The organism is Salmonella sp. SG203 (genome assembly GCF_013350575.1).
GTDB lineage: Bacteria > Pseudomonadota > Gammaproteobacteria > Enterobacterales > Enterobacteriaceae > Salmonella > Salmonella enterica.
On record NZ_SNMT01000001.1, the window covers coordinates 188,197 to 211,788 of the forward strand.

General features: G+C 52.4%; 28 protein-coding genes. 12 read left to right on the forward strand and 16 right to left on the reverse strand.

The genetic code is table 11. The features are described 5' to 3' along the window. Positions 1-73 precede the first annotated feature (73 nt). Positions 74-1,006 (forward strand): DNA-binding transcriptional activator PunR, encoded by a 933-nt coding sequence (gene punR, locus HV477_RS00995; protein ID WP_000269523.1) that lies wholly within the window; start codon positions 74-76, stop codon positions 1,004-1,006. Here the strand turns inward: punR and purR are convergent. Next, positions 1,003-2,028, reverse strand: coding sequence for an HTH-type transcriptional repressor PurR (purR, locus tag HV477_RS01000; protein ID WP_000190993.1), 1,026 nt, complete (start codon positions 2,026-2,028; stop codon positions 1,003-1,005). The two genes, punR and purR, sit on opposite strands and share 4 nt — an antisense overlap. A gap of 295 nt (positions 2,029-2,323) precedes the next feature. Between purR and HV477_RS01005 the strand changes: the two genes are divergently transcribed. Next, positions 2,324-2,413 (forward strand): YnhF family membrane protein, encoded by a 90-nt coding sequence (locus HV477_RS01005; RefSeq protein WP_000102277.1) that lies wholly within the window; start codon positions 2,324-2,326, stop codon positions 2,411-2,413. An 82-nt stretch (positions 2,414-2,495) separates the two neighbouring features. Here the strand turns inward: HV477_RS01005 and sodB are convergent, their stop codons facing one another. Further along, on the reverse strand, positions 2,496-3,077 hold the full coding sequence (gene sodB / locus HV477_RS01010) for a superoxide dismutase [Fe] (protein ID WP_000007299.1): 582 nt from the start codon (positions 3,075-3,077) through the stop codon (positions 2,496-2,498). Positions 3,078-3,203: 126 nt separating this feature from the next. Then, positions 3,204-4,025 (reverse strand): C40 family peptidase, encoded by an 822-nt coding sequence (locus HV477_RS01015; RefSeq protein ID WP_001520344.1) that lies wholly within the window; start codon positions 4,023-4,025, stop codon positions 3,204-3,206. 334 nt (positions 4,026-4,359) lie between these two features. Here HV477_RS01015 and grxD point away from each other — a divergent pair, with 334 nt between their 5' ends. After that, on the forward strand, positions 4,360-4,707 hold the full coding sequence (grxD, locus tag HV477_RS01020; RefSeq protein ID WP_000108176.1) for a monothiol glutaredoxin 4: 348 nt from the start codon (positions 4,360-4,362) through the stop codon (positions 4,705-4,707). 77 nt (positions 4,708-4,784) lie between these two features. Here grxD and rnt read toward each other — a convergent pair whose 3' ends face one another. From rnt to HV477_RS01040, 4 genes are all read right to left on the reverse strand, one after another. Then, positions 4,785-5,432 carry a ribonuclease T gene (gene rnt / locus HV477_RS01025; protein ID WP_001282267.1) on the reverse strand — a complete coding sequence of 216 codons (648 nt, stop codon included), beginning with the start codon at positions 5,430-5,432 and terminating at the stop codon, positions 4,785-4,787. 100 nt (positions 5,433-5,532) lie between these two features. Beyond that, complete coding sequence (gene gloA / locus HV477_RS01030; protein ID WP_001237787.1) at positions 5,533-5,940, reverse strand: lactoylglutathione lyase; 408 nt, start codon at positions 5,938-5,940, stop codon at positions 5,533-5,535. A 68-nt stretch (positions 5,941-6,008) separates the two neighbouring features. Beyond that, the gene (locus HV477_RS01035; protein ID WP_079898979.1) at positions 6,009-7,106 is read right to left on the reverse strand and encodes an alkene reductase; all 1,098 of its coding nucleotides are present in this window, start codon (positions 7,104-7,106) and stop codon (positions 6,009-6,011) included. A gap of 58 nt (positions 7,107-7,164) precedes the next feature. Next, complete coding sequence (locus HV477_RS01040; RefSeq protein WP_001041823.1) at positions 7,165-7,764, reverse strand: TetR/AcrR family transcriptional regulator; 600 nt, start codon at positions 7,762-7,764, stop codon at positions 7,165-7,167. Between the two features lie 102 nt (positions 7,765-7,866). Here HV477_RS01040 and HV477_RS01045 point away from each other — a divergent pair, with 102 nt between their 5' ends. From HV477_RS01045 to sodC2, 3 genes are all read left to right on the forward strand, one after another. Continuing rightward, positions 7,867-8,106: a DUF1289 domain-containing protein gene (locus HV477_RS01045; protein WP_001538148.1), complete on the forward strand. Its 240-nt coding sequence runs from the start codon at positions 7,867-7,869 to the stop codon at positions 8,104-8,106. 50 nt (positions 8,107-8,156) lie between these two features. Next, complete coding sequence (locus HV477_RS01050) at positions 8,157-9,053, forward strand: aldo/keto reductase family oxidoreductase (RefSeq protein ID WP_079898980.1); 897 nt, start codon at positions 8,157-8,159, stop codon at positions 9,051-9,053. Positions 9,054-9,132: 79 nt separating this feature from the next. Next, on the forward strand, positions 9,133-9,654 hold the full coding sequence (gene sodC2 / locus HV477_RS01055) for a superoxide dismutase [Cu-Zn] SodC2 (RefSeq protein ID WP_000826818.1): 522 nt from the start codon (positions 9,133-9,135) through the stop codon (positions 9,652-9,654). Here sodC2 and HV477_RS01060 read toward each other — a convergent pair. The 3 genes from HV477_RS01060 to HV477_RS01070 are packed head-to-tail and all read right to left on the reverse strand — an operon-like array spanning position 9,630 to position 12,768. Next, on the reverse strand, positions 9,630-11,669 hold the full coding sequence (locus tag HV477_RS01060; RefSeq protein ID WP_023240032.1) for an FUSC family protein: 2,040 nt from the start codon (positions 11,667-11,669) through the stop codon (positions 9,630-9,632). The two genes, sodC2 and HV477_RS01060, sit on opposite strands and share 25 nt — an antisense overlap. Continuing rightward, on the reverse strand, positions 11,669-12,529 hold the full coding sequence (locus HV477_RS01065; RefSeq protein WP_001538147.1) for an HlyD family secretion protein: 861 nt from the start codon (positions 12,527-12,529) through the stop codon (positions 11,669-11,671). Before HV477_RS01065 ends, HV477_RS01060 begins: the two co-directional genes overlap by 1 nt. 2 nt (positions 12,530-12,531) lie before the next feature. Then, positions 12,532-12,768 carry a DUF1656 domain-containing protein gene (locus tag HV477_RS01070; protein ID WP_000649755.1) on the reverse strand — a complete coding sequence of 79 codons (237 nt, stop codon included), beginning with the start codon at positions 12,766-12,768 and terminating at the stop codon, positions 12,532-12,534. A gap of 194 nt (positions 12,769-12,962) precedes the next feature. Here HV477_RS01070 and slyA point away from each other — a divergent pair, with 194 nt between their 5' ends. Continuing rightward, a complete protein-coding gene (slyA, locus tag HV477_RS01075; protein ID WP_000764551.1) occupies positions 12,963-13,403 on the forward strand; it encodes a transcriptional regulator SlyA in 441 nt (146 codons plus the stop codon). Between the two features lie 47 nt (positions 13,404-13,450). On the opposite strand, the gene slyB is transcribed toward slyA, so the two are convergent. Continuing rightward, positions 13,451-13,918 carry an outer membrane lipoprotein SlyB gene (gene slyB, locus HV477_RS01080; protein WP_000597179.1) on the reverse strand — a complete coding sequence of 156 codons (468 nt, stop codon included), beginning with the start codon at positions 13,916-13,918 and terminating at the stop codon, positions 13,451-13,453. 271 nt (positions 13,919-14,189) lie between these two features. Between slyB and anmK the strand changes: the two genes are divergently transcribed. The 5 genes from anmK (at position 14,190) to pdxY (ending at position 18,764) form a co-directional block, all read left to right on the forward strand. Further along, positions 14,190-15,311, forward strand: a complete 1,122-nt coding sequence (gene anmK, locus HV477_RS01085) for an anhydro-N-acetylmuramic acid kinase (RefSeq protein WP_023220917.1) — start codon at positions 14,190-14,192, stop codon at positions 15,309-15,311. A gap of 87 nt (positions 15,312-15,398) precedes the next feature. Continuing rightward, a complete protein-coding gene (gene mliC / locus HV477_RS01090; RefSeq protein ID WP_001132086.1) occupies positions 15,399-15,728 on the forward strand; it encodes a C-type lysozyme inhibitor in 330 nt (109 codons plus the stop codon). 58 nt (positions 15,729-15,786) lie between these two features. Next, a complete protein-coding gene (gene pdxH / locus HV477_RS01095) occupies positions 15,787-16,443 on the forward strand; it encodes a pyridoxamine 5'-phosphate oxidase (protein ID WP_001282334.1) in 657 nt (218 codons plus the stop codon). A 126-nt stretch (positions 16,444-16,569) separates the two neighbouring features. Then, complete coding sequence (tyrS, locus tag HV477_RS01100) at positions 16,570-17,844, forward strand: tyrosine--tRNA ligase (RefSeq protein WP_000168626.1); 1,275 nt, start codon at positions 16,570-16,572, stop codon at positions 17,842-17,844. A 59-nt stretch (positions 17,845-17,903) separates the two neighbouring features. After that, a complete protein-coding gene (pdxY, locus tag HV477_RS01105) occupies positions 17,904-18,764 on the forward strand; it encodes a pyridoxal kinase PdxY (protein ID WP_000789736.1) in 861 nt (286 codons plus the stop codon). Between the two features lie 58 nt (positions 18,765-18,822). Here the strand turns inward: pdxY and gstA are convergent, their stop codons facing one another. From gstA to rsxG, 5 genes are all read right to left on the reverse strand, one after another. Next, positions 18,823-19,428: a glutathione transferase GstA gene (gene gstA, locus HV477_RS01110; RefSeq protein ID WP_000765727.1), complete on the reverse strand. Its 606-nt coding sequence runs from the start codon at positions 19,426-19,428 to the stop codon at positions 18,823-18,825. A 104-nt stretch (positions 19,429-19,532) separates the two neighbouring features. Next, a complete protein-coding gene (gene dtpA / locus HV477_RS01115) occupies positions 19,533-21,038 on the reverse strand; it encodes a dipeptide/tripeptide permease DtpA (protein ID WP_000100911.1) in 1,506 nt (501 codons plus the stop codon). A gap of 601 nt (positions 21,039-21,639) precedes the next feature. After that, on the reverse strand, positions 21,640-22,275 hold the full coding sequence (nth, locus tag HV477_RS01120) for an endonuclease III (RefSeq protein ID WP_020438082.1): 636 nt from the start codon (positions 22,273-22,275) through the stop codon (positions 21,640-21,642). Beyond that, positions 22,275-22,967: an electron transport complex subunit E gene (locus tag HV477_RS01125; RefSeq protein WP_001289628.1), complete on the reverse strand. Its 693-nt coding sequence runs from the start codon at positions 22,965-22,967 to the stop codon at positions 22,275-22,277. The genes nth and HV477_RS01125 overlap by 1 nt, the downstream gene beginning before the upstream one ends. A 2-nt stretch (positions 22,968-22,969) precedes the next feature. Beyond that, positions 22,970-23,590, reverse strand: a complete 621-nt coding sequence (gene rsxG / locus HV477_RS01130) for an electron transport complex subunit RsxG (protein WP_000920822.1) — start codon at positions 23,588-23,590, stop codon at positions 22,970-22,972. Positions 23,591-23,592: the final 2 nt, after the last annotated feature.

Here is a 23,592-nt window from a genome sequence, read left to right on the forward strand (position 1 = left end):
GTGTAGGGAGTGAAATTACGGTTGTGAAACGTTAATATTTGTCCAGTGAATTCAAAATTTTTGTAGGCAAATTATGTGGTCGGAATACTCGCTTGAAGTGGTTGACGCCGTGGCGCGCAATGGCAGTTTTAGCGCGGCGGCGCAGGAACTGCACCGTGTGCCTTCAGCAGTCAGTTACACCGTTCGTCAGCTAGAGGAGTGGCTGGCCGTACCGCTTTTTGTACGACGTCACCGTGATGTTGAACTGACGCCTGCTGGCGTCTGGTTTTTAAAAGAAGGGCGTTCTGTTATCAAAAAAATGCAGATCACTCGCCAGCAGTGTCAGCAAATTGCTAATGGCTGGCGTGGGCAGTTAGCTATTGCGGTGGACAATATCGTCAGACCAGAACGTACCCGGCAGATGATCGTCGATTTCTATCGCCATTTTGACGATGTGGAACTGCTGGTTTTTCAGGAGGTGTTTAACGGCGTCTGGGACGCGCTCTCCGACGGGCGTGTCGAACTGGCGATTGGGGCGACGCAGGCGATTCCGGTAGGGGGGCGTTACGCTTTTCGGGATATGGGGACCCTGAGCTGGAGCTGCGTAGTGGCAAGCGATCACCCGCTGGCGTCGATGCCTGGGCCGTTAAGCGATGATACCCTGCGCAACTGGCCGTCGCTGGTCAGGGAAGACACTTCGCGAACCTTACCGAAACGGATTACCTGGCTGCTGGATAACCAAAAAAGGGTCGTCGTACCGGACTGGGAGTCATCGGCAACCTGCCTGTCGGCAGGACTATGCGTGGGAATGGTGCCGACGCATTTTGCCCGCCAGTGGATAGACAGCGGAAAATGGGTGGCGCTGACGTTAGAGAATCCGTTTCCCGATGCGGCCTGTTGCGTGACGTGGCAGCAAAACGAGGCCTCGCCCGCGCTGGCATGGCTGCTGGACTATTTGGGCGATAGCGAAACGTTGAATCGGGAGTGGCTGCGGGAGCCAGAAGAGGCTCCCGACAGCGGGGATTAACGCCGATAGTCGCGGAACGGGCCGTCAGCGACCGAGCGACGCTCAACCAGGCGTGGATGAACTTCAATAGACTGTGACTCTTCGCGCTTATTGACGATGCGATCCAATAGCATATTAAATGCGGTTTCGCCTAAAGAGTCTTTGGGCTGGTGAATCGTCGTCAGTGCCGGGGTAAAGTAACGGGCGTTACGCACATTGTCATAACCGATCACCGAAACGTCCTGCGGTACGCGAAGCCCCATTTCGTCAGCCGCGCAAAGCGCGCCCATCGCCATAATATCGCCGCCGCAGAAAACGGCGGTAGGGCGATGTGACTGCGATAAGATTTGCTGCATCGCGTGGTAACCGGACTCCGGCTCGAAGTCGCCCTGAACAATCCAGTTGTCCGGCACGTTGATCAGCGCCTCCTCCATGGCTTTCATAAAGCCTGCCAGCCGCCCCGCGCCGGTGTTGCGCTCCAGCGGGCCGGGAATAACGCCGATATCCCGGTGGCCGCGCTCAACCAGATAACGACCCGCCATATAGCCGCCTGCAAAGGCGTTATCAATCACCGTGTCGGTAAAATCGGCCTTCGCTTCACCCCAGTCCATCACCACCATCGGAATATGGCGATACTCTTCCAGCATGGAAAGCAGAGGTTCTGGATACTCAGAACACATCACCAGCAGGCCATCCACGCGCTTTTGCGCCATCATGGACAGGTAGGCGCGCTGTTTTTCCAGGTTATTCCAGGCGTTGCCTAAAATCAGCGTATAGCCTTTCTGGAAACAGTTTTTTTCAACCGCCTCGATAATTTCGGCAAAATAGGCCGCTTCGCTGCTGGTCGCCAGTAAGCCTATCGACTTGGTATGGTTAACCTTCAGGCTACGCGCGACGGCGCTGGGAGAGTAGTGCAGCTCTTTAATTGCCGCCCAGACCGCGTTACGCGTTTCTTCAGCGACAAAACGCGTTTTGTTGATTACGTGTGATACAGTTGTAGTGGAAACGTTTGCTCGTTTCGCTACATCTTTAATTGTTGCCATTACATTTCACTCCAGACCCTCGCTAAGCTCCTGAGAAACGCCAGGTAAACGTTTGCCTACACACACCCTAATCGCAACGTCAGGGTTGCGGCACGCCGGAAAAACGACACGGAACGTCAGGAAGGGGTCAATGGCCGTTACGCTAATTCAGTAAGCCTGGAATTTTGTCTGATCTTGAGGAAAAGGGGAAGCGTTAAAAACAGTTATCAATATAAAACATGAGAGATTTTTGTGCGGGAATGTGCAAAAATGCGCTATATCACTTTTTGTGTGGGAATAAAAAGGAGAAAACTTGATGAGTACCGACCTGAAATTTTCGTTGATTACTACGCTGATTGTTCTGGGCGTGATTGTCGCAGGTGGATTAACGGCCGCTCTGCACTGATTTCCTCTCTTCTGAGGGTGGGCGTCTCCTCTATTCTATCCCTCTCTAAAACGCAGAAGGCGTACCTTCTGCGTACTCAGACTTATGCGGCGAGATTTTTCGCAACAAATTCCCAGTTAACCAGCGCCCAGAAATGCTCCAGATAGTTTGGACGGGCGTTGCGGTAGTCGATGTAATACGCGTGTTCCCACACATCAACCGTTAGCAACGGCGTTGCATCCGTAGTCAGCGGCGTACCGGCATTTGAGGTAGAAACGATAGCCAGTTTGCCATCAGCGCTTTTTACCAGCCATGTCCATCCGGAACCAAAGTTTTTGATAGCGGCATCGGTGAACTGCGCTTTAAATTCCGCGAAGCTGCCAAAAGATGCCGCGATAGCATCAGCCAGTTTCCCGGTCGGTTCGCCGCCAGCGTTTGGCGCCAGGCAGTTCCAGTAGAAGGTGTGGTTCCACACCTGAGCGGCGTTATTAAAGATGCCGCCTTCGGAAGTGCGCACGATCTCTTCCAGCGATTTGCCTTCAAACGCCGTGCCTTTGATCAAATTGTTAAGATTGGTCACGTAAGTCTGATGATGTTTGCCATAGTGATATTCCAGCGTCTCAGCAGAAATATGCGGCGCCAGAGCATCTTTGGCATACGGTAATGCAGGTAATTCGAACGACATTGCTTCTCTCCTTATTATTAATATTGCGCACGCACAATACCCCTGGTGCGCGTAAGGATAGGGTAGCAAATTGAGCGGTGGCGCAAAAGAAGAAGTTATCCTGTCGTTAAACGACAGGATAAAATATTAGCGAATTGTTTTAGGCGTCATCACCCGGCGGGCGCCGACATAATGACGTTGCCAGTATTCTTCGTTCAGTGAGGTGATCTTAATTTCCTGACCGCTGCGCGGAGACTGGATAAACTTACCGTTGCCGACATAGACGCCAACGTGATCGGCGGTGCCGCGCCCCTGCGTACGGAAGAACACCAGATCGCCGTTTTTCAACTCGCTACGCTCAATGGGCGCCGCGTCACGCAGGTGATACATCTCATTCGCCGTTCGGGGGATACGGATCTTCACTAAATCTTTATAGGCATAATAAACCAGACCGCTGCAATCAAAACCGGTGCGCGGCGACGCGCCTCCCCAGTGATACGGTTTACCAATCTGATTCATGAGTTTGGACATCGCGGTTTTCGTCGCTTTTTGTACTTTTGCACGATGCGCATCGGCAATAGAGACCGGCAATGTTCCCTTCCCCTTCACGCAGTGCGGCTTACGGCCTTTACGCGTCGTGCATTTTTCCGTTACGTCGAGGGCGGCGATTGACGTGGGCGCGGTTCTGTTACGACGATGCGTCGTATGACGAGATTTCGTGGAGGCGGTGGTACGTTTTGGCGTAGAAGCGGAAGAAGAACGGCTGGTTTTTGAGGTTTTTTTTACGTTTTTTTTGCTGGTTTTACTGATCTTTTTCGTTGTGCTTTTCTTTTTATCTGCCGTTTTCGTGACATGAGAAACAGCAGGCGTCGCTTTGGCTTGCCTGGAAGCATGGGCCATTGGCGTAAAGGGGAGAGTAGTAAAAAGTAAAGCACAGAGCGTGATCGAGATTTTGTTTATCCGCGCCACTGAGCAATCCTCTGTTAAAGGCAGGCGATTCATGCCTGCGTATGATTTACAAAACCTGATAATTCTAATCTACAAAAGCACAGATTGGTAATTGCTTTTGGTTTCTGAAGCTGTGTTTCGTTAACAGATGTAAAAAAATAGCAATTAATGCTAAACACGAACGCGTTATCTACAAATCACTGCGCGGCAACCCACTTAAAAGATATTTTGTATACAACTTATTCCCGCAGACGGTAAAATAATAAGGCATGATGAAAATGTTATTTTCCGTTGCCAGCCTGACCCGTTACAATGACAGGCTTCAGTCGTAAAAGTAGTTTAAGGAAGCGAGACAATGAGCACCACTATCGAAAAAATTCAGCGCCAGATCGCTGAAAACCCGATTCTCCTGTATATGAAAGGTTCACCGAAACTGCCAAGCTGTGGTTTCTCTGCGCAGGCCGTTCAGGCGCTTTCAGCCTGCGGGGAACGTTTTGCCTATGTTGATATCCTGCAAAACCCGGATATTCGCGCTGAATTACCGAAATACGCCAACTGGCCGACATTCCCACAACTGTGGGTGGACGGCGAGCTGGTCGGCGGGTGTGATATTGTGATTGAAATGTATCAGCGTGGCGAGCTGCAGCAGCTTATTAAAGAAACTGCGGCAAAATATAAAACTCAGGAGCCGGACGCAGAGTAATCTGTGAAAGGGGAAAGCGACCTGTAAAGGTCGCTTTTTTACCGCCATCGTGAGCAAGAGCGGCGTTGTTAGCCTCGTTATTTGTCCGTCGGCAAAGGTAACGGCCAGCCGCCCAGGCGCTTCCAGCGATTGACGATTTCACAAAACAGCACCGCTGTCCGCTCGGTATCATACAAAGCGGAATGGGCTTTTTCACCGTCAAACTCCATACCTGCCGCCAGGCACGCTTTTGATAACACCGTTTGTCCCAGCGCCAGTCCGCTCAATGCCGCAGTATCAAAGGTGACGAACGGATGAAACGGGTTACGTTTCAGCGAGGCGCGCTCTGCGGCGGCCATCATAAAACTGTGATCAAAAGTGGCGTTATGCGCGACCATAATGGCGCGGCTACAACCGCTGTCTTTGATACCTTTACGCACCATTTTGAAAATAGCGTGTAGCGCCTCATATTCACTCACCGCGCCGCGTAGCGGGTTAGAGGGATCGATACCGTTAAACGCAAGCGCTTCCGGCTGTAAGTTGGCTCCAGCGAACGGCTCCACATGGAAATGCAGCGTCATGTCCGGCATCAGCCAGCCTTGTTCATCCATTTTCAGCGTGATGGCGGCGATTTCGAGCAGCGCATCGGTTTTAGCGTTAAATCCTGCAGTTTCAACGTCGATGACGACAGGATAAAAACCACGAAAACGGTCGCACAGACCGGAAAGTTGAGCGTTATCGGACATCTGAGTCTCTTAATACGAAAAAATGCAGCGCGTATTATGGCAAATTTTACGCCGGGATGCAGTAAAACAACGGGCGCAGTGACCTGCGCCCGGCGGGGGATCAGTTACCCAGACCGCGGCCTGCGTCTTTAGCTTCAATCAATTCGATTTTATAGCCATCCGGATCTTCAACGAAGGCGATGATGGTCGAACCGCCTTTTACCGGCCCCGCTTCACGGGTCACGTTGCCGCCGTTCTGACGAATGCGTTCACAGGCTTCAGCAGCATTGTCAACGCTCAGCGCGATATGCCCGTACGCATTGCCCATGTCATAGCTCTCAACGCCCCAGTTATAGGTTAGTTCGATGACCGCTTCTTCCGTTTCCGGACCATATCCCACAAAGGCCAGCGAGTATTTGTATTCCGGATTCTCACTGGTACGCAGCAATTTCATGCCCAGAACGTTGGTGTAAAAAGCGATGGAACGCTGCAAATCGCCGACGCGCAGCATAGTATGCAATAAACGCATTTTCGTTGTCCTTAAAATAGTCAAGATATTCAAAGTATAGCGGCGATGTGAGGCCGCTATCAATGAAATTACAGAGTAGGGTAGTCAGTGTAGCCTTCCGCGCCGCCGCCATAAAAACTTTCGGGACGCTGTGGATTAAGTTCCGCTTTACGTTGCAGACGCGCTACCAGATCCGGGTTCGCGATGTAATCGCGACCAAACGCCACGGCGTCAATCAGCCCTTTTTCGATCAGACCTTCCGCTTTTTCTGGCGTATAGGCGCCAGCGCCGATGATGGGACCGTGGAAACACGCGCGCACTTTTTCACGGAACGCGTCGCTGTACGGTTCACCGCCCGCCCAGTCTGGTTCAGACATATGCAGATAAGCAATGCCGCGTTTGCCTAACGCTTCAATCAGATAAAGGGCGTCAGCTTCTTCATTCGGGCCGTTATCGACATTCTGGAAAGTGCCGACAGGAGAAAGGCGGATGCCGATACGGTCCGCGCCCCATTCTTCAATGCCGGCATCAACCACTTCCAGTACCAGACGGGCGCGATTCTCTACGCCGCCGCCGTACCGATCGGTACGGTGATTAGAAGACGGTGAGAGGAACTGGTGCAGCAGATAACCGTGCGCGGAATGCAGCTCCACCAGATCGAAGCCCGCCTCTCGGGCATTGGCGATAGCCTGGCGGAAATCGTTGACGATCCCGGGGATCTCGTGAGTATCCAGCGCGCGCGGCGTGGAAGTCTCTACGCGGATGGCCTGACCGTTTTCGTCACGCAAAGAGGTGCGGGTTCCCGCATTGATAGCGGATGGCGCGACGGGCGCTTGTCCGCCTGGTTGCAGGCTGGCGTGTGAAATACGGCCCGTATGCCACAATTGCACCGCCATATGGCCGCCCTGGGCATGGACTCCCTGAGTGATTTTTTTCCAGGCGGCGATCTGCTCATCGCTGTGTAATCCCGGTGCGCCGGCATAGCCTTTCGCCTGTGCGGAGATTTGTGTGGCTTCGCTGATGATCAATCCGGCGCTGGCGCGTTGACGGTAATATTCCGCCATTAACGGCGTAGGAATGTCGCCCGGTTCAATACTCCGCAAACGCGTCAAAGGCGCCATAAATACGCGATTTGTCGCCGTGATGGCACCCACCTTGAGGGGGGTAAACAGTTTTGCTGATGACATAGTGGCTCCTGATATAAGTAGACCGGTCGTCTTGTAATAAAGGAAATAAAAACGCCTGTTACTGCTCAGGCGTTGCAATGATGGTCTTAACATGCGCCAACGCATTTTCCAGCGGCGCGGCGCTACGGGATATTTTTGCCTGCAAATTGGCGCCCAGCCACAGAGCATAAAGTACCTGCGCCTGTGGCAACGGCTGGCCGGTGAAATGTAAACAGTGGCTATTACGGCCATCTTCCAGCGCGCGTGCAAGCAGTGCCATGATCTCCTGCGCCCCTTTATCCATCGTAGAGCGCATATCCTCCGACAGATCGCAGACCTCCGCTGACAGTTTCACCGTCAGGCAACCGCTGATGGCGCCTTGCTGGCAAAACTGCTTTAACGTTTCCTGATACCAGGCGAGAAGACGATCGCGATGATTACCGGGACCGGAGGTGAAGTGCGCCGTAAGACGCTGATGATAGCAGGCGTAATGTCGCTCAAGCATGGCGACGCCGAAGGCTTCTTTCGAGCGAAAGTAGTGATAAAACGACCCTTTAGGCACCTGGGCGGTTTTGAGCAACTCGCTAAGCCCCATGCCGGTAAAACCCCGTTGCATACAAAGCTGCTCGCCGGTGGCCAGCAGATGTTCGCGGGTATCGTGTTCGGTTTGCTTATTCATAGCAGGCAGTATAGTAGACCAGTCGGTCTACTGCAAGCAGAGTTGCCATAATGTCAGTTAGCGTCTTCAATAGTCATAAGCGCCAAACGTTGAGGAGGGGATGTGGCCGAGCAGTTGGAGTTTTTTCCTGTAGCAAGCCCATGTCGCGGTATCTGCCAGTCTGATGAGCGTGGCTTTTGTCGGGGATGTATGCGCAGCCGCGACGAACGCTTTAACTGGCAAAAAATGAGCGATGCCGAGAAACAAAATGTACTGCGGCTTTGTCGCCAGCGTTTCTTGCGTAAAATACGCGCAAATAAGCCTCTCCCATCGGAAGATCCTCAACAACCTTCACTCTTTTAAACGCGGAATTGCGTATACTCAACCTCATTATTCTCTATGAGGAATCTGTTATGGTTCAGCGTGTCACCATCGCTCCACAAGGCCCGGAGTTTTCGCGTTTTGTCATGGGTTACTGGCGTTTGATGGACTGGAATATGTCCGCGCGTCAGTTAGTGAGTTTTATCGAAGAACATCTGGATTTGGGCGTCACTACCGTTGACCATGCGGACATTTATGGCGGTTATCAGTGCGAAGCGGCGTTTGGCGAGGCGCTAACGCTGGCGCCGCATTTGCGGGAAAAACTGCAAATCGTTACCAAATGCGGTATTGCGATCACCGCCAGAGCGGAAAATAGGCTCGGTCATTATATTACCGATCGCCGCCATATTATTCTGAGCGCCGAACAGTCATTAAAGAATCTGGCGACAGATTATCTGGATATGTTGTTAATTCACCGTCCCGATCCGTTAATGGATGCGGATGACGTCGCCGAGGCGTTTCAACATCTGCATCAAAGCGGCAAAGTGCGCCATTTTGGCGTTTCTAATTTTACGCCAGCGCAATTTACGTTGCTGCAATCGCGCCTGCCGTTCACCCTGGCGACCAACCAGGTGGAGATCTCGCCGGTTCACCAGCCTTTGTTGCTGGACGGCACATTAGATCAATTACAGCAACTGCGTATTCGTCCGATGGCCTGGTCATGTCTTGGCGGCGGTCGGCTGTTTAATGATGAGGCTTATCAGCCGTTGCGCCAGGAACTTTCCGTTATCGCGCAAGAACTCAACGCCAGTTCTATTGAACAGGTGGTCTATGCCTGGATTTTACGTTTGCCGTCGCAGCCGCTGCCGATTATTGGCTCGGGTAAAATCGAACGCGTACGTGCCGCACTAGAAGCGGAAACGCTGTCATTGTCGCGTCAACAGTGGTTCCGAATCCGCAAGGCGGCACTGGGTTATGACGTGCCGTAATCGCCAACTCGTTGACTTTCCGTACATGTTTTCGCCAGTGGTTTACACTTAACAGGCGACCACATGTAACGGAGGTTTTATGAAGCGATTAAGTTTAGCGATGGTGACGCTGCTGGCCTGTGCGGGTGCGCAGGCCGCCAGCGAGAAAGTAGAGATGAATCTGGTGACGGCGCAAGGCGTAGGACAGTCTATCGGCACCGTCGTCATCGATGAAACCGAAGGCGGTTTAAAATTTACCCCACACCTTAAAGCGTTGCCGCCGGGCGAGCATGGTTTTCACATTCATGCCAAAGGTAGCTGCCAGCCCGCGATTAAAGACGGCAAAGCGGTTGCCGCAGAAGCCGCTGGTGGTCATCTGGACCCACAAAATACCGGTAAGCATGAAGGACCGGAAGGTCAGGGGCATCTGGGCGACCTCCCGGTGTTAGTCGTTAATAATGATGGTATCGCCACCGAACCGGTTACTGCGCCGCGTCTGAAGTCTCTTGATGAAGTGAAAGATAAAGCGCTCATGATCCATGTGGGCGGCGATAACATGTCCGATCAGCCGAAACCGCTCGGCGGCGGCGGAACGCGTTACGCCTGCGGCGTCATTAAATAACCCGGAGACAGTGTTCCCTGCGCTGGAGCCTGTTCCAGCTGCGACAGCGAACAGTGTAAACGCCAGATAATCGCCGCCAGCTCATGCGCGGCGGGTTGATGATGATGTGCGAGCGTGTCGCAGATACGCTGTAGTTCCTGTAGCGTAACGGCAAGCGGGCGTTGCTGTACGCCGCGCTCGCTCATCACATCGCGCAGCAGGGATATACAAATATCCCGCACCCGGGAAAGCGGATCGGAACGCGACTCCCAGGCGCGCAGCTGCCACACCACATGCGAGCAGTTCAGCAGCACCACTCCCCAACGTAATAACCACCGGCGCGCCAGCGCATCCTGGCTATTGCTGAGCTGACTGACGTGATGATAGGTCAGCGATTCAAACTCGCTTTCGTTATGGGAAGGGTGACGGCTAAGCTGATCGACGAAATCCCGGCGTAGCGCGCGGATATGGCGGCGGCTTTTTACGGCATCGGAACCGGGGCGCAAAATCGCAAACGCCAGCCAGGAAATCGCGACGCCGACGATCTTGGCGGTATTATCGTTAAGGAAGTCGGCGAAGTCGTACACCGGTGGATTGGTCACGGCGATGAATGAGCCCATAAAAACGATAAGCTGCCCCCACAGTCCCGCCAGCTTAGGCATCTGCAGTTTAAGCAGTTGCATCGTGACGAACAGCGGAAAAAGGAAAAGTAAGAATTGCCACAGATCGGTGATTTGCACCATCAGGCCAAATTTCACCACGAAGCTGAATAAGGACAGCAGCACTAAAGTACGCATCAATAAGGAAAGCGACTTAAACGGCGTGGCGACGATGGAGTAGAGGACGCAACTGATCGCCGCCAGGGTTAATGCGCCGGGCCCGGATTCCCATTGCGCGCCAATACTCCAGGCGCCAATCACCGTGAGCGTGCAAAAGGTACGCACGCCGCTCCAGATGGCCTCTGCGTTATCCGTATGCCGCGCAAGGCCGGGAGTGCGGCGGATATGGATTTGATCCACCGGCGCGCCGCTTTCGATCAGATATAACTGGCGGCTGCTGCGCAGATATAAGTGGCAAAAATAGCGTAATCGCTGCCAGAACGCGAGGTGACGATAATCCTGTTCATCCTGCGGGCGTAGCGGCGCAATAATCCGCGCCACGGTGTAGCTGTCCGCGCGCGGTTTTGCCAACTCAGCTAAGAGTTGTTCAATGACTTCGCGGCTGTTTTCCGGCGGCGTCGGCCAGTTTAAAAGCATTCTACGCAGACTGGAGATCACGCTGGTTAGCCGTAATTGCTGGTGTAACAATGCATTTAGCAATGCATTCTGGCGGCGAAAACGGTAGTGACTCCAGAAGGCCTGAATACGCAGCAGGTTCATGGTCAGGATTTGCCCAATGACCCCCTCATGCGCGGAGCGGATAGCGTCAGTAGTCTCCGGCTGCCACAGTAGACTGGCATGTTCCAGCAAGCGCGCATGCATGTTTTTCAACGCGGTGAGCAGGGCGGTACCATCCGATGTGCTGGGTAGGATCATCATCATCATGCCGCCACAGAGGATGCCGACGATAACTTCACATACACGTGCCTGGGCGATATCCCACAACTGCGTGATTTCTACAATATTAACCATCGGGAACGCGATGATCGCCGCCGTGTAGCCGGACAACTGGAAAGCATAAGCGGCATTATTGGTAAAATGCGCGCAGGCCCAGGTACAAAAACCGATCCAGGCGGCCATGCTAAATAAGAACAACCAGGGTTCATTCAGCGTATGGCCGGCAATAATTAACGCGGCGGTCGCGCCGAGTAAACTCCCGGCAATACGCCCCAGACTTTTACTGATTACGCCGCCTACGGTCGGAAAGCTCACCACTGCGGCCGAAGTCATCGCCCAGTAGGGCTCATCCAGATTGAGATAATAAGCGAATGTCAGCGCGAGACACATGGCAATGGTATTGCGCAACGCGTAACGCCACTGGCCGGAGGTCGCTTTAAACCAGGGCGTATTTCGCAGGGCCGGCAGGGAGAGTTTCATTACCGCTGTCCAATGGCTACGCTGCAGGTAGTGCCGGAGACGAGCGTGATATCCTGCGGCAAAGCGTCAAATTCGATACGTACCGGTACGCGTTGCGCCAGACGTACCCACGGTACGTTGGGTTTGATATCGGGCACTAAACCGGAGTCGCTTTCCACGCTTTGGTCGTAAATAGCGCGCCCGATACTGCCAACGTGACCCTGTAACTTAACATTGCCACTATACAGTGTTATTAATGCAGGCTCACCTTCGCGGATGTGGCGTAGTTTGGTTTCTTCGAAATATCCCATTACATAAAATGAATGGCTATCTACCAGGGCGAAAAGTGGCTTACCGGTGCTGGCATAATCACCGGTACGCGTGGAAAGGTTGGTCACCCAGCCGGATACCGGCGCTTTTACTTCCGTCTGGCTAAGCTGCCACTGCGCCTGTTTTAACGTTGCCAGTGCGACATCTACGCTGGCCTGCATCGCTTTAACATTCAGATTGGCGCTATCCAGATCTTCAGCAGAGATGTAGTTACGCGATAAATGTCGACGTCGATCGGCTTCATTATTCGCTTTTGCCAGATCGGACTGCGCTTTGGCCAACTGCGCCTGCGCGTTAAGTTCTGCAATATGGAAGGGCGTTTTATCAATGACAAAGAGAACGTCCCCGGCGTTGACGAACTGATTATCTTTGATATTGAGTTGGGTAATGCTGCCAGAAACCTGTGGCGTTACGCTGACCTGTTCCGCGCGGATTTTACCATCGCGCGTCCACGGTGACTGCATATAGTAATTCCATAGCCACCACGCGGCCAGAACGGCGACGACGGCGACAATGAGAGTAGAAAAATATTTTATTGTTTTTAACGACATATTTACCACGCGATCAGTAAAACGAGGCCCAGACATACGCAAAGCGTAAAGAGGGAGAGATCCATTAACAGGGGATGCCAGATTTCATCAGAGTATATCCGGTCACGCAGGAGTCGGTGAATAAACAACCAGATAACGAACCCAAGCGCAAAGGCTTTAAAGAATGGCGGAAAGTAAACAGATGCTCCCAACATGAGATCTTGTAAGGGCAATCCTGTGGCGTTGAGTATACACTTCACAAGCAATGTTCCTTTGCGTCAGACATCGATGCTTTAGTTTTAGCCAAAACTGAAGCTACAGGTGCCAAGTGCGCACTATGTCTGAAAAAATGTCTATTGGTAAGCAAATTTAGCAATACATTTGTTTTGAGAATACAAATACTGCACACTATTCTAAAATCAGCATAATAACTTAGCAAGCTAATTATAAGGAGATGAAATTGGAATCGCCACTAGGTTCTGATCTGGCACGGTTGGTGCGCATTTGGCGTGCTCTGATTGACCATCGCCTCAAGCCTCTGGAATTGACGCAGACACATTGGGTCACGTTGCACAATATTCATCAATTGCCGCCTGACCAGTCGCAGATTCAATTGGCTAAAGCGATAGGCATTGAGCAGCCATCGCTGGTACGCACGTTGGATCAACTTGAAGATAAGGGGCTAATTTCGCGGCAAACCTGCGCCAGCGATCGTCGCGCTAAGCGCATTAAACTGACCGAGAAAGCGGAGCCGCTGATCGCTGAGATGGAAGCGGTCATTCATAAAACGCGCGGTGAAATTTTGGCTGGGATTTCTTCAGAGGAGATTGAGCTTCTGATTAAACTTATCGCCAAACTTGAACACAATATTATGGAATTGCACTCTCACGATTGAGGTGCAGGGGCATACGTGTGGCCATGTGACCACACGTAAAGCCTGGTTTAGCGTGGAGAGACGGTAACCTGGCTGCCGTTGCTGGCCAGCACGACACGCTGACCTGCCGAGAAACGCGTATTTCCTTGTTTCTGCACAACCATAATGGTGTTGCCATCGTCTTTACGAATTTCCAGTTCCACACCCTGGGTTTTATTCATTGCGCTCTGGACGCCCTGGCCCGCTACGCCACCAGCCACCGCGCCTGCCGCGGTCGCCAGTGAACGACCCGTACCGCCGCCGATAGTGTTGCCGAGGAATCCGCCCAACACCGCGCCGCCGATAGCGCCAATCACGTTAGAATCATCACCGCCCTGAATTTGAACCGGACGAACGTTAACGATAGTACCGTACGTTACATTCTGAACTTGTTTAGCCTCGGATGCGGTATAAACATCACCCGAAAGGCTATCATTGTTAACACACCCAGCTAAGGATAACCCCATCAGTGAAACGGCCAGTACACGTTTAATCATTTACCCATCTCCTGTTCTTCACGAAACGCTATGTCAGCATCCCTATAGCTAAATTATATGGCATTTATGCAGTTAAGGTCATATCTTCTGCTGAAAGAATGTAAAAATCATAATCAGAAGTTAATTAACCAATCTTAAACGAAGTCGGAAGCAAGAAAAGATAGGTCATTGATATCCGTGGACGACACGGCAAAAAACGTGACGTGGGCATAGCATTACAAAATACGTTATGCCGAGTGTTAAGGCTTAACCCAGCTTAAAAGGAAGAGGTATGAAATCGGGCCGTTTTATTGGCGTTATGTCCGGAACCAGCCTTGATGGCGTGGATGTTGTACTGGCGGCAATTGATGAAACTATGGTTGCGCAACAGGCAAGTCTCACCTGGCCCATTCCCGTTCATCTGAAAAAAGGCATTCTCGATATTTGCCAGGGACAACCGCTTACGCTCTCGCAACTCGGCCAGCTGGATACCCAGTTAGGCCGGCTTTTTGCACAGGCGGTTAATGCGCTGTTAGCGCAACAACGTTTGCAGCCGCGGGATATCGTCGCCATTGGTTGTCATGGGCAAACGGTCTGGCATGAGCCGACCGGCGAGGCCCCGCATACGCTGCAAATTGGCGATAATAATCACATCGTCGCCCATACGGGGATTACAGTGGTCGGCGATTTTCGGCGGCGGGATATTGCGCTGGGCGGACAAGGCGCGCCGCTGGTGCCCGCTTTCCATCACGCGCTGTTGGGACATCCGACGGAAAAACGTATGGTCCTGAATATCGGCGGCATCGCCAATTTATCTCTGCTTTTCCCCGGACAGGCGGTGCGCGGGTACGACACGGGGCCGGGTAATATGTTGATGGATGCGTGGATTTGGCGACAATGCGCGCAGCCCTACGACAAAGACGCGGCATGGGCGAAAGAAGGTCAGGTTATTCTTCCATTGCTGCAAAAGATGTTGCGCGATCCGTACTTTGCTGCGTCGGCGCCCAAAAGTACAGGACGCGAATATTTCAACTATGGCTGGTTAGAGCGCCATCTTGCGGCTTTCCCTGGCGCAGACGCGCGCGATGTACAGGCCACGCTGGCGGAGCTGACGGCGGTCTCCATCGCCCAACAGGTGCTGCTCAACGGCGGCTGCGAGCGGCTGATGGTCTGTGGCGGCGGAAGCCGGAATCCGTTAGTGATGGCCCGTCTGGCGGCGCTGTTGCCCGGTATCGAGGTTTCGACCACCGATAAGGCGGGGATCAGCGGCGATGATATGGAAGCGCTGGCCTTTGCCTGGCTTGCCTGGCGAACGCTCGCGGGCCTGCCGGGAAACTTACCTTCCGTGACGGGGGCTACAGAAGCCAGTGTTTTAGGCGCTATTTACCCGGCTAACCCAATAACTCAGAGTTAACTGAATTTTTCCCGGACCCTATATCGGTAAACTAGCAAGGTCAGGAAGGGGCGTTTGCCCTTCCAGAAGCAGGAGAGCTTTCGGGATATGCCTATGAAAAAGATCGCAATAATGTGTTTACCTGTGCTGCTGACCGGCTGTAGCGTTTATCAACAATTTGTTGAACGTATGCAAACGGATACGCTGGAATACCAGTGTGATGAGAAGCCGCTTACCGTTAAAGTCAATAACCCGCGTGAAGAGGTCAGTTTTGTTTATGACAATAAGCTGCTGACCCTGAAGCAAGGAATCTCGGCCTCGGGCGCGCGTTATACCGACGGGATTTATGTTTTCTGGTCGCAAGGCGAGAGCGCCACGGTCTATAAGCGAGACAGAATTGTGCTTAATAACTGTCAGTTACAAAATCCGAAGCGTTGAGATTTTCAGTATGGGGGCGCACAATAGCGCCACCCACTGATTATTTCTGATCAACGCCATGTCTGATAACGACCAATTGCAGCAGATCGCGCATCTGCGCCGTGAATATACGAAAGGCGGCTTGCGTCGCCGCGATTTACCCGCTGAACCGTTAACCTTATTTGAGCGCTGGCTTGGGCAAGCGTGCGACGCGCGACTGGCCGATCCGACGGCAATGGTCGTGGCGACCGTAGATGACAAGGGGCAACCGTACCAGCGTATTGTGTTGCTCAAGCATTATGATGAAAAAGGCCTGGTCTTTTATACCAACCTGGGAAGCCGCAAGGCGCATCAAATTGAGCACAATCCGCGTATCAGCCTGTTATTTCCCTGGCATATGCTTGAACGCCAGGTGATGGTGACAGGCAAAGCCGAGCGTCTCTCCACTCTTGAGGTGGTGAGGTATTTCCACAGCCGTCCGCGCGACAGCCAGATCGGCGCATGGGTCTCTAAACAATCCAGCCGCATTTCCGCGCGCGGTATCCTCGAAAGCAAATTCCTGGAGCTCAAGCAGAAGTTTCAACAGGGCGAAGTGCCGTTACCCAGCTTCTGGGGTGGTTTTCGCGTGAGTATCGAACAGATGGAGTTCTGGCAGGGCGGCGAACATCGTCTGCACGATCGCTTTTTATACCAACGCGACGACGGCGCATGGAAAATCGACCGTCTTGCGCCCTAAAGATGCAAAAATCTTGTTTTAAGCACTGGTGCGGATGAATCCGCCGTTTTATGCTATGTCTCTTTCGCGTCTGGCGAAAAGTCGTGTACCGGCAAAGGTGCAGTCGTTTTATACATGGAGATTTTGATGGCAAGCAGTAACTTGATTAAACAATTGCAAGAGCGGGGGCTGGTAGCCCAGGTGACGGACGAAGACGCGTTGGCAGAGCGACTGGCGCAAGGCCCGATCGCGCTCTATTGCGGCTTCGATCCTACCGCTGACAGCTTGCATTTGGGGCATCTGGTTCCATTGTTATGCCTGAAACGCTTCCAGCAGGCAGGGCACAAACCTGTTGCGCTGGTAGGCGGCGCGACCGGTCTGATTGGCGACCCGAGCTTTAAAGCTGCCGAGCGTAAACTGAACACTGAAGAGACCGTTCAGGAGTGGGTGGCGAAAATTCGTAAACAGGTTGCCCCATTCCTGGACTTTGATTGCGGCGAAAACTCCGCCATCGCGGCCAATAACTATGACTGGTTCGGCAGCATGAATGTGCTGACTTTCCTGCGCGATATCGGTAAACATTTTTCCGTTAATCAGATGATCAACAAAGAAGCGGTGAAGCAGCGTCTGAACCGTGACGATCAGGGTATCTCTTTCACGGAGTTCTCTTATAACCTGCTACAGGGGTACGACTTCGCTTGTCTGAATAAACTGCACGGCGTTGCCTTACAGATTGGCGGTTCTGACCAGTGGGGGAACATCACTTCCGGTATCGACCTGACCCGTCGCCTGCACCAGAATCAGGTATTTGGTTTGACCGTTCCGCTGATCACCAAAGCTGACGGCACGAAATTCGGTAAAACCGAAGGCGGCGCTGTCTGGCTGGATCCGAAGAAAACCAGTCCGTACAAATTCTACCAGTTCTGGATTAACACCGCAGATGCCGATGTTTATCGCTTCCTGAAATTCTTCACTTTTATGGACATTGAAGAGATCAATGCCCTGGAAGAAGAAGATAAAAACAGCGGTAAAGCGCCGCGCGCGCAGTATGTGCTGGCCGAGCAGGTGACGCGCCTGGTTCATGGTGAAGAGGGGCTGGTCGCGGCGAAACGGATCACTGAATGCCTGTTCAGCGGTTCACTGAGCGCGCTGAGCGAAGCTGACTTTGAGCAGTTGGCGCAAGACGGCGTACCGATGGTTGAAATGGAAAAAGGCGCCGACCTGATGCAAGCGCTGGTAGACGCCGAACTCCAGCCGTCGCGTGGTCAGGCGCGTAAGACTATCGCCTCCAACGCTGTCACTATCAATGGTGAAAAACAATCCGATCCTGAATACATCTTTAACGATGAGGACCGTCTGTTTGGCCGCTACACCTTATTACGTCGCGGCAAAAAGAACTATTGTCTGATTTGCTGGAAATAAGGCATTAAGTAACAGGGAGTGAGAAATCACTCCCTTATTTTTGATGTTCAGGTAAAAAAATGAAGAATATCCTCGCTATCCAGTCCCATGTTGTTTTCGGACATGCGGGCAACAGCGCCGCCGAATTTCCCATGCGCCGTCTTGGCGCGAATGTTTGGCCGCTGAATACCGTTCAGTTTTCTAACCACACGCAATATGGTAAATGGACCGGCTGTGTCATGCCGCCCAGCCATCTGACTGAGATTGTCCAGGGGATTGCGGACATTGGCCAGTTAGCGCACTGCGACGCCGTACTTAGCGGTTACCTGGGATCTGCCGAGCAGGGAGAACACATTCTCGGTATTGTGCGCCAGGTTAAAGCGGCAAATCCGCAGGCAAAATATTTCTGCGACCCCGTGATGGGGCATCCGGAAAAGGGCTGTATCGTGGCGCCTGGCGTCGCAGAGTTCCATGTGCGTTATGCGTTACCCGCCAGCGATATTATCGCGCCTAACCTGATTGAACTGGAAATTCTCAGCAAACATAGCGTGAATAATGTGAATGACGCCGTGCAGGCGGCGCGTGAACTGATTGCTCAGGGGCCAGAAATTGTACTGGTAAAACATCTCGCCCGCGCCGGTTACAGTTCAGAACGCTTTGAAATGCTGCTGGTGACGGCACAGGAAGCCTGGCATATTAGCCGTCCGCTGGTGGATTTCGGCTCACGTCAGCCGGTTGGCGTTGGCGATGTCACCAGTGGTTTATTGCTGGTCAAACTTTTGCAGGGCGCGACGTTGCAGCAGGCGCTGGAGCACGTTACGGCGGCAGTCTATGAGATTATGATCGCCACCAAAACGATGCAGGAGTACGAACTGCAGGTCGTGGCGGCCCAGGACAGGATCGCTAACCCTGAACATTACTTCAGCGCAACGCGGCTGTAATTATTGCTGCTAAAAAGAGGCCGGATGGCGGTACAGCGAGCTATCCGGCAACATGACATTAATTCAGTCCTTCCGCTTTAAGCGCTGCCGCAACGGTCGGTCTTTTTGCGACACGCTGCATATAACTTTCAATATGCGTTAACCCGTCCATATTCAGTTTTACGCCATAGGCCCAACGCAATACGGTAAACAGATAAGCGTCTGCGATGGTAAAACGCTGGCCGCAAATCCACTGGTCGTCTGAAAGCGACTCATCCACATACTGCAATTTCTTTTCCAGACCGGCGCGAACGGCGGGTTTAAGTGTTTCCGGCGTGTCAGGGCGGAACAGCGGGGTAAAGCCTTTATGCAGTTCCGTTGCAATATAGTTGAGCCATTCCAGCGTATGATAGCGAGCAAGACTACTTACCGGCGCCAGAAGCTGGCGGTCGGGAACGCTGTCGGCGAGGTACTGCATAATGGCGACGCCTTCAGTCAACAGTGTGCCGTCATCCAGTAGCAGAGCCGGAACCTGTCCTTTAGGGTTGACTGCCAGGTAATCATCACCGTTTTCCAGGCGTTTTTTTGCGAGATCGACGCCATCAAGCGTAAAGTCTTTGCCAATTTCGCGCAGGGTAATATGGGAAGCAAGAGAGCAGGCACCCGGTTTGTAGAACAGTTTCATCGGTAACTCCTTTTTGCTGAGGTTTAAAGTATGGTAGTGCGGGGACGAGCAAAAAAAAAGCCGCTAACGCACAGTTAGCGGCCTGAATGTTGTTTCCCGGAAAATTAAACTGTAGCGGCTTTAGAGCCTTTTTCAGCGGTATCATCGTCCTGGGTCATACGGTTCAGCTTAGGCGCTGTCAGCAGCATCAGGACGGCGATAACGGCGGTTGCTATGCCAATCTGCATAAATACGCGACCATAGACTTCCAGGGACATCAGTGGGTCAGTCACGTCGCTCGGCACAGCCATCAGGTTGGCGACATAACCGCCGATGATGTTAGCGCCTGCCGTTGTCAGGAACCAGCTACCCATGATGAAACCCATCAGACGCTGCGGAACCAACTGTGCGACCATTGCCAGTCCCAGACCGGAGATCATCAGCTCACCGATACTTTGCAGGCCGTAGCTTGCGATCAGCCAGTTTACGGATACGATGCCGGCATCGTTCGCAAATTTGGCACCCAGCGGCAGAATCAGGAACGCGCCGGAACACAGCACCATACCAATGGCGAATTTCATCGGCATCGGCAGCGTATCGCCCATCCTGTTATAGATAGCGGCCAGAATCGGGCTGCCGATAATGATCCAGAATGGGTTCAGCGCCTGATACTGTTCCGGTTCGAACGCGATACCGAGAATAGAGTGCTCGACGTTACGAATGGCAAAGAAGTTCAGCGACGTCGGCATCTGGCTGTACAGTACGAAGAAGATAATCGCCTGCAGCATCAAAATAAAGGCGACGATCATTTTACGGCGAGCCGCGCCGTGCATGGAAAACGCTTCTTTACCGAAGATAATGACGATGCCAAGAGCGATTACGCCCAGCACCATACGCGCGATATCCTGGTTGTGCAGCAGCCAGGTGGCGACCGCAATCAGAACGACAATACCCACGATTGTCAGCAGCAGATTACGGAAGTTGATCGGTTCAAAGTCGGGTTTGGAACCGTAGCTTTTCACCCAGCGCTGGCAGAAAGCAAAGTTAACGACGGTTATCAGCATACCGACGACGCTAAGCGCAAACGCGGTGCTCCAGCCATAACGCGCCGCCAGCCACGGCGTCGCCAGCATAGAGAAGAAGGAGCCGATGTTGACGGACATATAATACATCGTAAATGCGCCGTCGAGACGCGGATCGTCCTTCGCGTAACAGGTAGACAGCAGGGAAGACGGGTTAGCTTTAAACAGACCGTTACCCACAGCGATAGCCGCCATGCCCATATAGACGATGCCAGCGTCATGACCAGACCATGCGACCAGCGCATAACCGATAGCCAGCACCACGGCACCCAGCATAATAACGCGTTTGGTGCCCAGAATTTTATCACCTAACCAACCGCCAATGGCGACCAGGCCGTACACCAGCGCACTGAAGGAAGAGAAAAGGGTGATGGAATCCGCTTCTGACATACCCAGTTGTTTTACCAGGTAGACGGCCATAATGCCTTGCAGGCCGTAATAACCAAAACGCTCCCATAACTCTATCGAGAAGATGAGATAGAACGCCTTCGGTTGTTTGAAAGCGTTCAAACTGACGCTTTCAGTTGGTTTTTTGTTTGCAGTAGACACTTTTACCTCTTTTTTACGCCCCGTATTAACAGGGGTTGTCTGGCGCGTGATGAGTCAGACTCATCCGTCCGATTGTTATATTGGAGGGGAAACGGCAGGTAATGTTCACTATCTTTCCTCTCCAGACAAGAGCTTTGTAATAATCTGTTACATATAACTCTTCTGGTTGAATCGTCCGATGTCAGAAATGTTATCCAGCGTTAAATTTCTTCATTTGAAGAATGGCAGATTTTTACACTGCAAAAAGGCCATTAGTTTGGGTGAAAGGCGATATCTTCTGCTATTTAAGGTGAAAAGCAGTGATATAGGCCATTATCTGAAAAAATGGCAGAGTAATGTTTTGTAGTGAAAACGGGGCGTCAGTCTATCCGGTTGTAAATGTAACCTTAGGTGTCATTAAATTTTACATGAAGTTATCAAAGTGATCCTGATCACGGATAGATAGAAATTTTTGCGATTAAAAAAATGATTAACCTGACGTGGAGGGAAAACGAAAGCACATTACATCAGAAAAAGGACAGAGACTGGAATGATTGATGGCTAAAATAGATCCAGGCCGAAGGTGGGAGCGCGCTGGCGTGACGGACGCACTCCGACCATATCAAATATCGACTTTTTCTTTGTATTCGCAAAGGTCTTCAATGAGGCAGGAGCCGCAGCGGGGTTTTCGGGCGATACAGGTATAGCGGCCATGCAAAATTAACCAGTGATGGCAGTCCACTTTGAACTCATTCGGCACCACTTTCAGCAACTTCTCTTCTACCTGCTCGACATTTTTACCCGGCGCGAACTGTGTTCGGTTGCATACACGAAATATATGCGTATCAACGGCGATGGTCGGCCAGCCGAAGGCGGTATTTAGCACCACGTTAGCGGTTTTACGCCCCACGCCGGGAAGCGCTTCCAGCGCCGCCCGATCCTCCGGCACTTCGCCATTATGCTTGTCCAGTAAAATACGGCAGGTCTTAACCACGTTTTCCGCTTTACTGTTAAATAAGCCGATGGTTTTGATATAGGATTTCACGCCTTCTACGCCCAGTTCCAGCATCGCGGCTGGTGTATTGGCGACCGGGTAAAGTTTGGCGGTAGCCTTGTTCACGCTGACGTCGGTTGCCTGCGCGGAAAGCAACACGGCAATCAGCAACTCAAACGGCGACGTGAAATTGAGTTCCGTTGTGGGGTGCGGATTGTTGTCGCGCAGGCGCGTCAGAATTTCCAGCCTTTTTGCTTTGTTCATCAGACTTTCCCTGTTTCACCTGCCGGAACAGCGGAAGGCGCGGTTTCGGCGCGGCGTTTCTTCATTTTTTCATCAATAAGATATTTTACCGCCAGCATGAGCCCCAGGCCGATAAACGCGCCTGGCGGCAGCATCGCCAGCAGGAAAGGCGAGTCGGTGTGAAATATCTCGACCCGTAATACTTTTGCCCAGCCTCCCAGCAGGCTATCCGCGCCATCGAAAAGCGTACCATTCCCGAGGATCTCGCGCAGCGAACCCAGCACGAACATCGCGCCTGTCGCGCCCATGCCGATGGAAAAACCGTCCAACGCGGAAAGCCACGGTCCTTTTTTCGCGGCAAACGCTTCGGCGCGACCAACAACAATGCAGTTCGTTACAATCAGAGGAATAAAAATCCCTAAAGACTGATACAAACCGAACGCATACGCATTGATCAGCATCTGTACTGCGCTTACCACCGAGGCAATGATCATGACGTAAATCGGGATACGGATTTCTGCCGGCGTCCAGCGACGTAGTGCGGACACCGTAAGGTTGGTCAGCGTTAATACCAGCGTTGTGGCCAGACCCAGCCCCAGAGCGTTGGTTGCCGTAGACGTCACCGCCAGTAAAGGGCACAGGCCAAGTAGCTGCACCAGAGCAGAGTTATTTTTCCATAACCCCTGAACAACAATGTCTTTTATTTCGCTCATGGTTATTCTCCACAGGCGGTTAAATGGGGGAGCTGAGCGGGCAGTGATTCGGCGTACAGCCCGGCGCGTTTAACCGCATTCACCACGGCGCGCGGCGTTATTGTCGCCCCGGTAAATTGATCAAAATCACCGCCATCCTTTTTCACCGCCCAGTGCGTATCATTTTCACCGCTGATGGTTTTACCGCTAAAGTGGGTAATCCAGTCAGACAAACGGCGCTCAATTTTATCACCTAACCCTGGCGTCTCATGATGTTCCGTCACACGCGTCCCCAGGACGGTACCGTTGAAATCTGCGCCAACAATAAGCTGGATAGCGCCGGAATAGCCATCTGGGGCGGTGGCCTCAATGATGGCCGCTACGGGTTTATCATCCTTGCGAGCGATAAAAACACGGTGTGTGCCTTTGCCGAGGGCGGGCGCATCGACCAGATAACAGCTCTCTTGCAGATTATTATTGTAACGATCTGGCGGCAATACCTGATCGAACAGGGCATGTTGTTGTTGCAGCGCTTGTTCGTGGATGGTTGATTTTGTCATCTGATTAATCACCGCGGTCAATCCCGTAGAGCCTGCGGCAAAAAGCGCCAGCGTAATACCGTGTTTACGAATCGTTTTCAGCATGG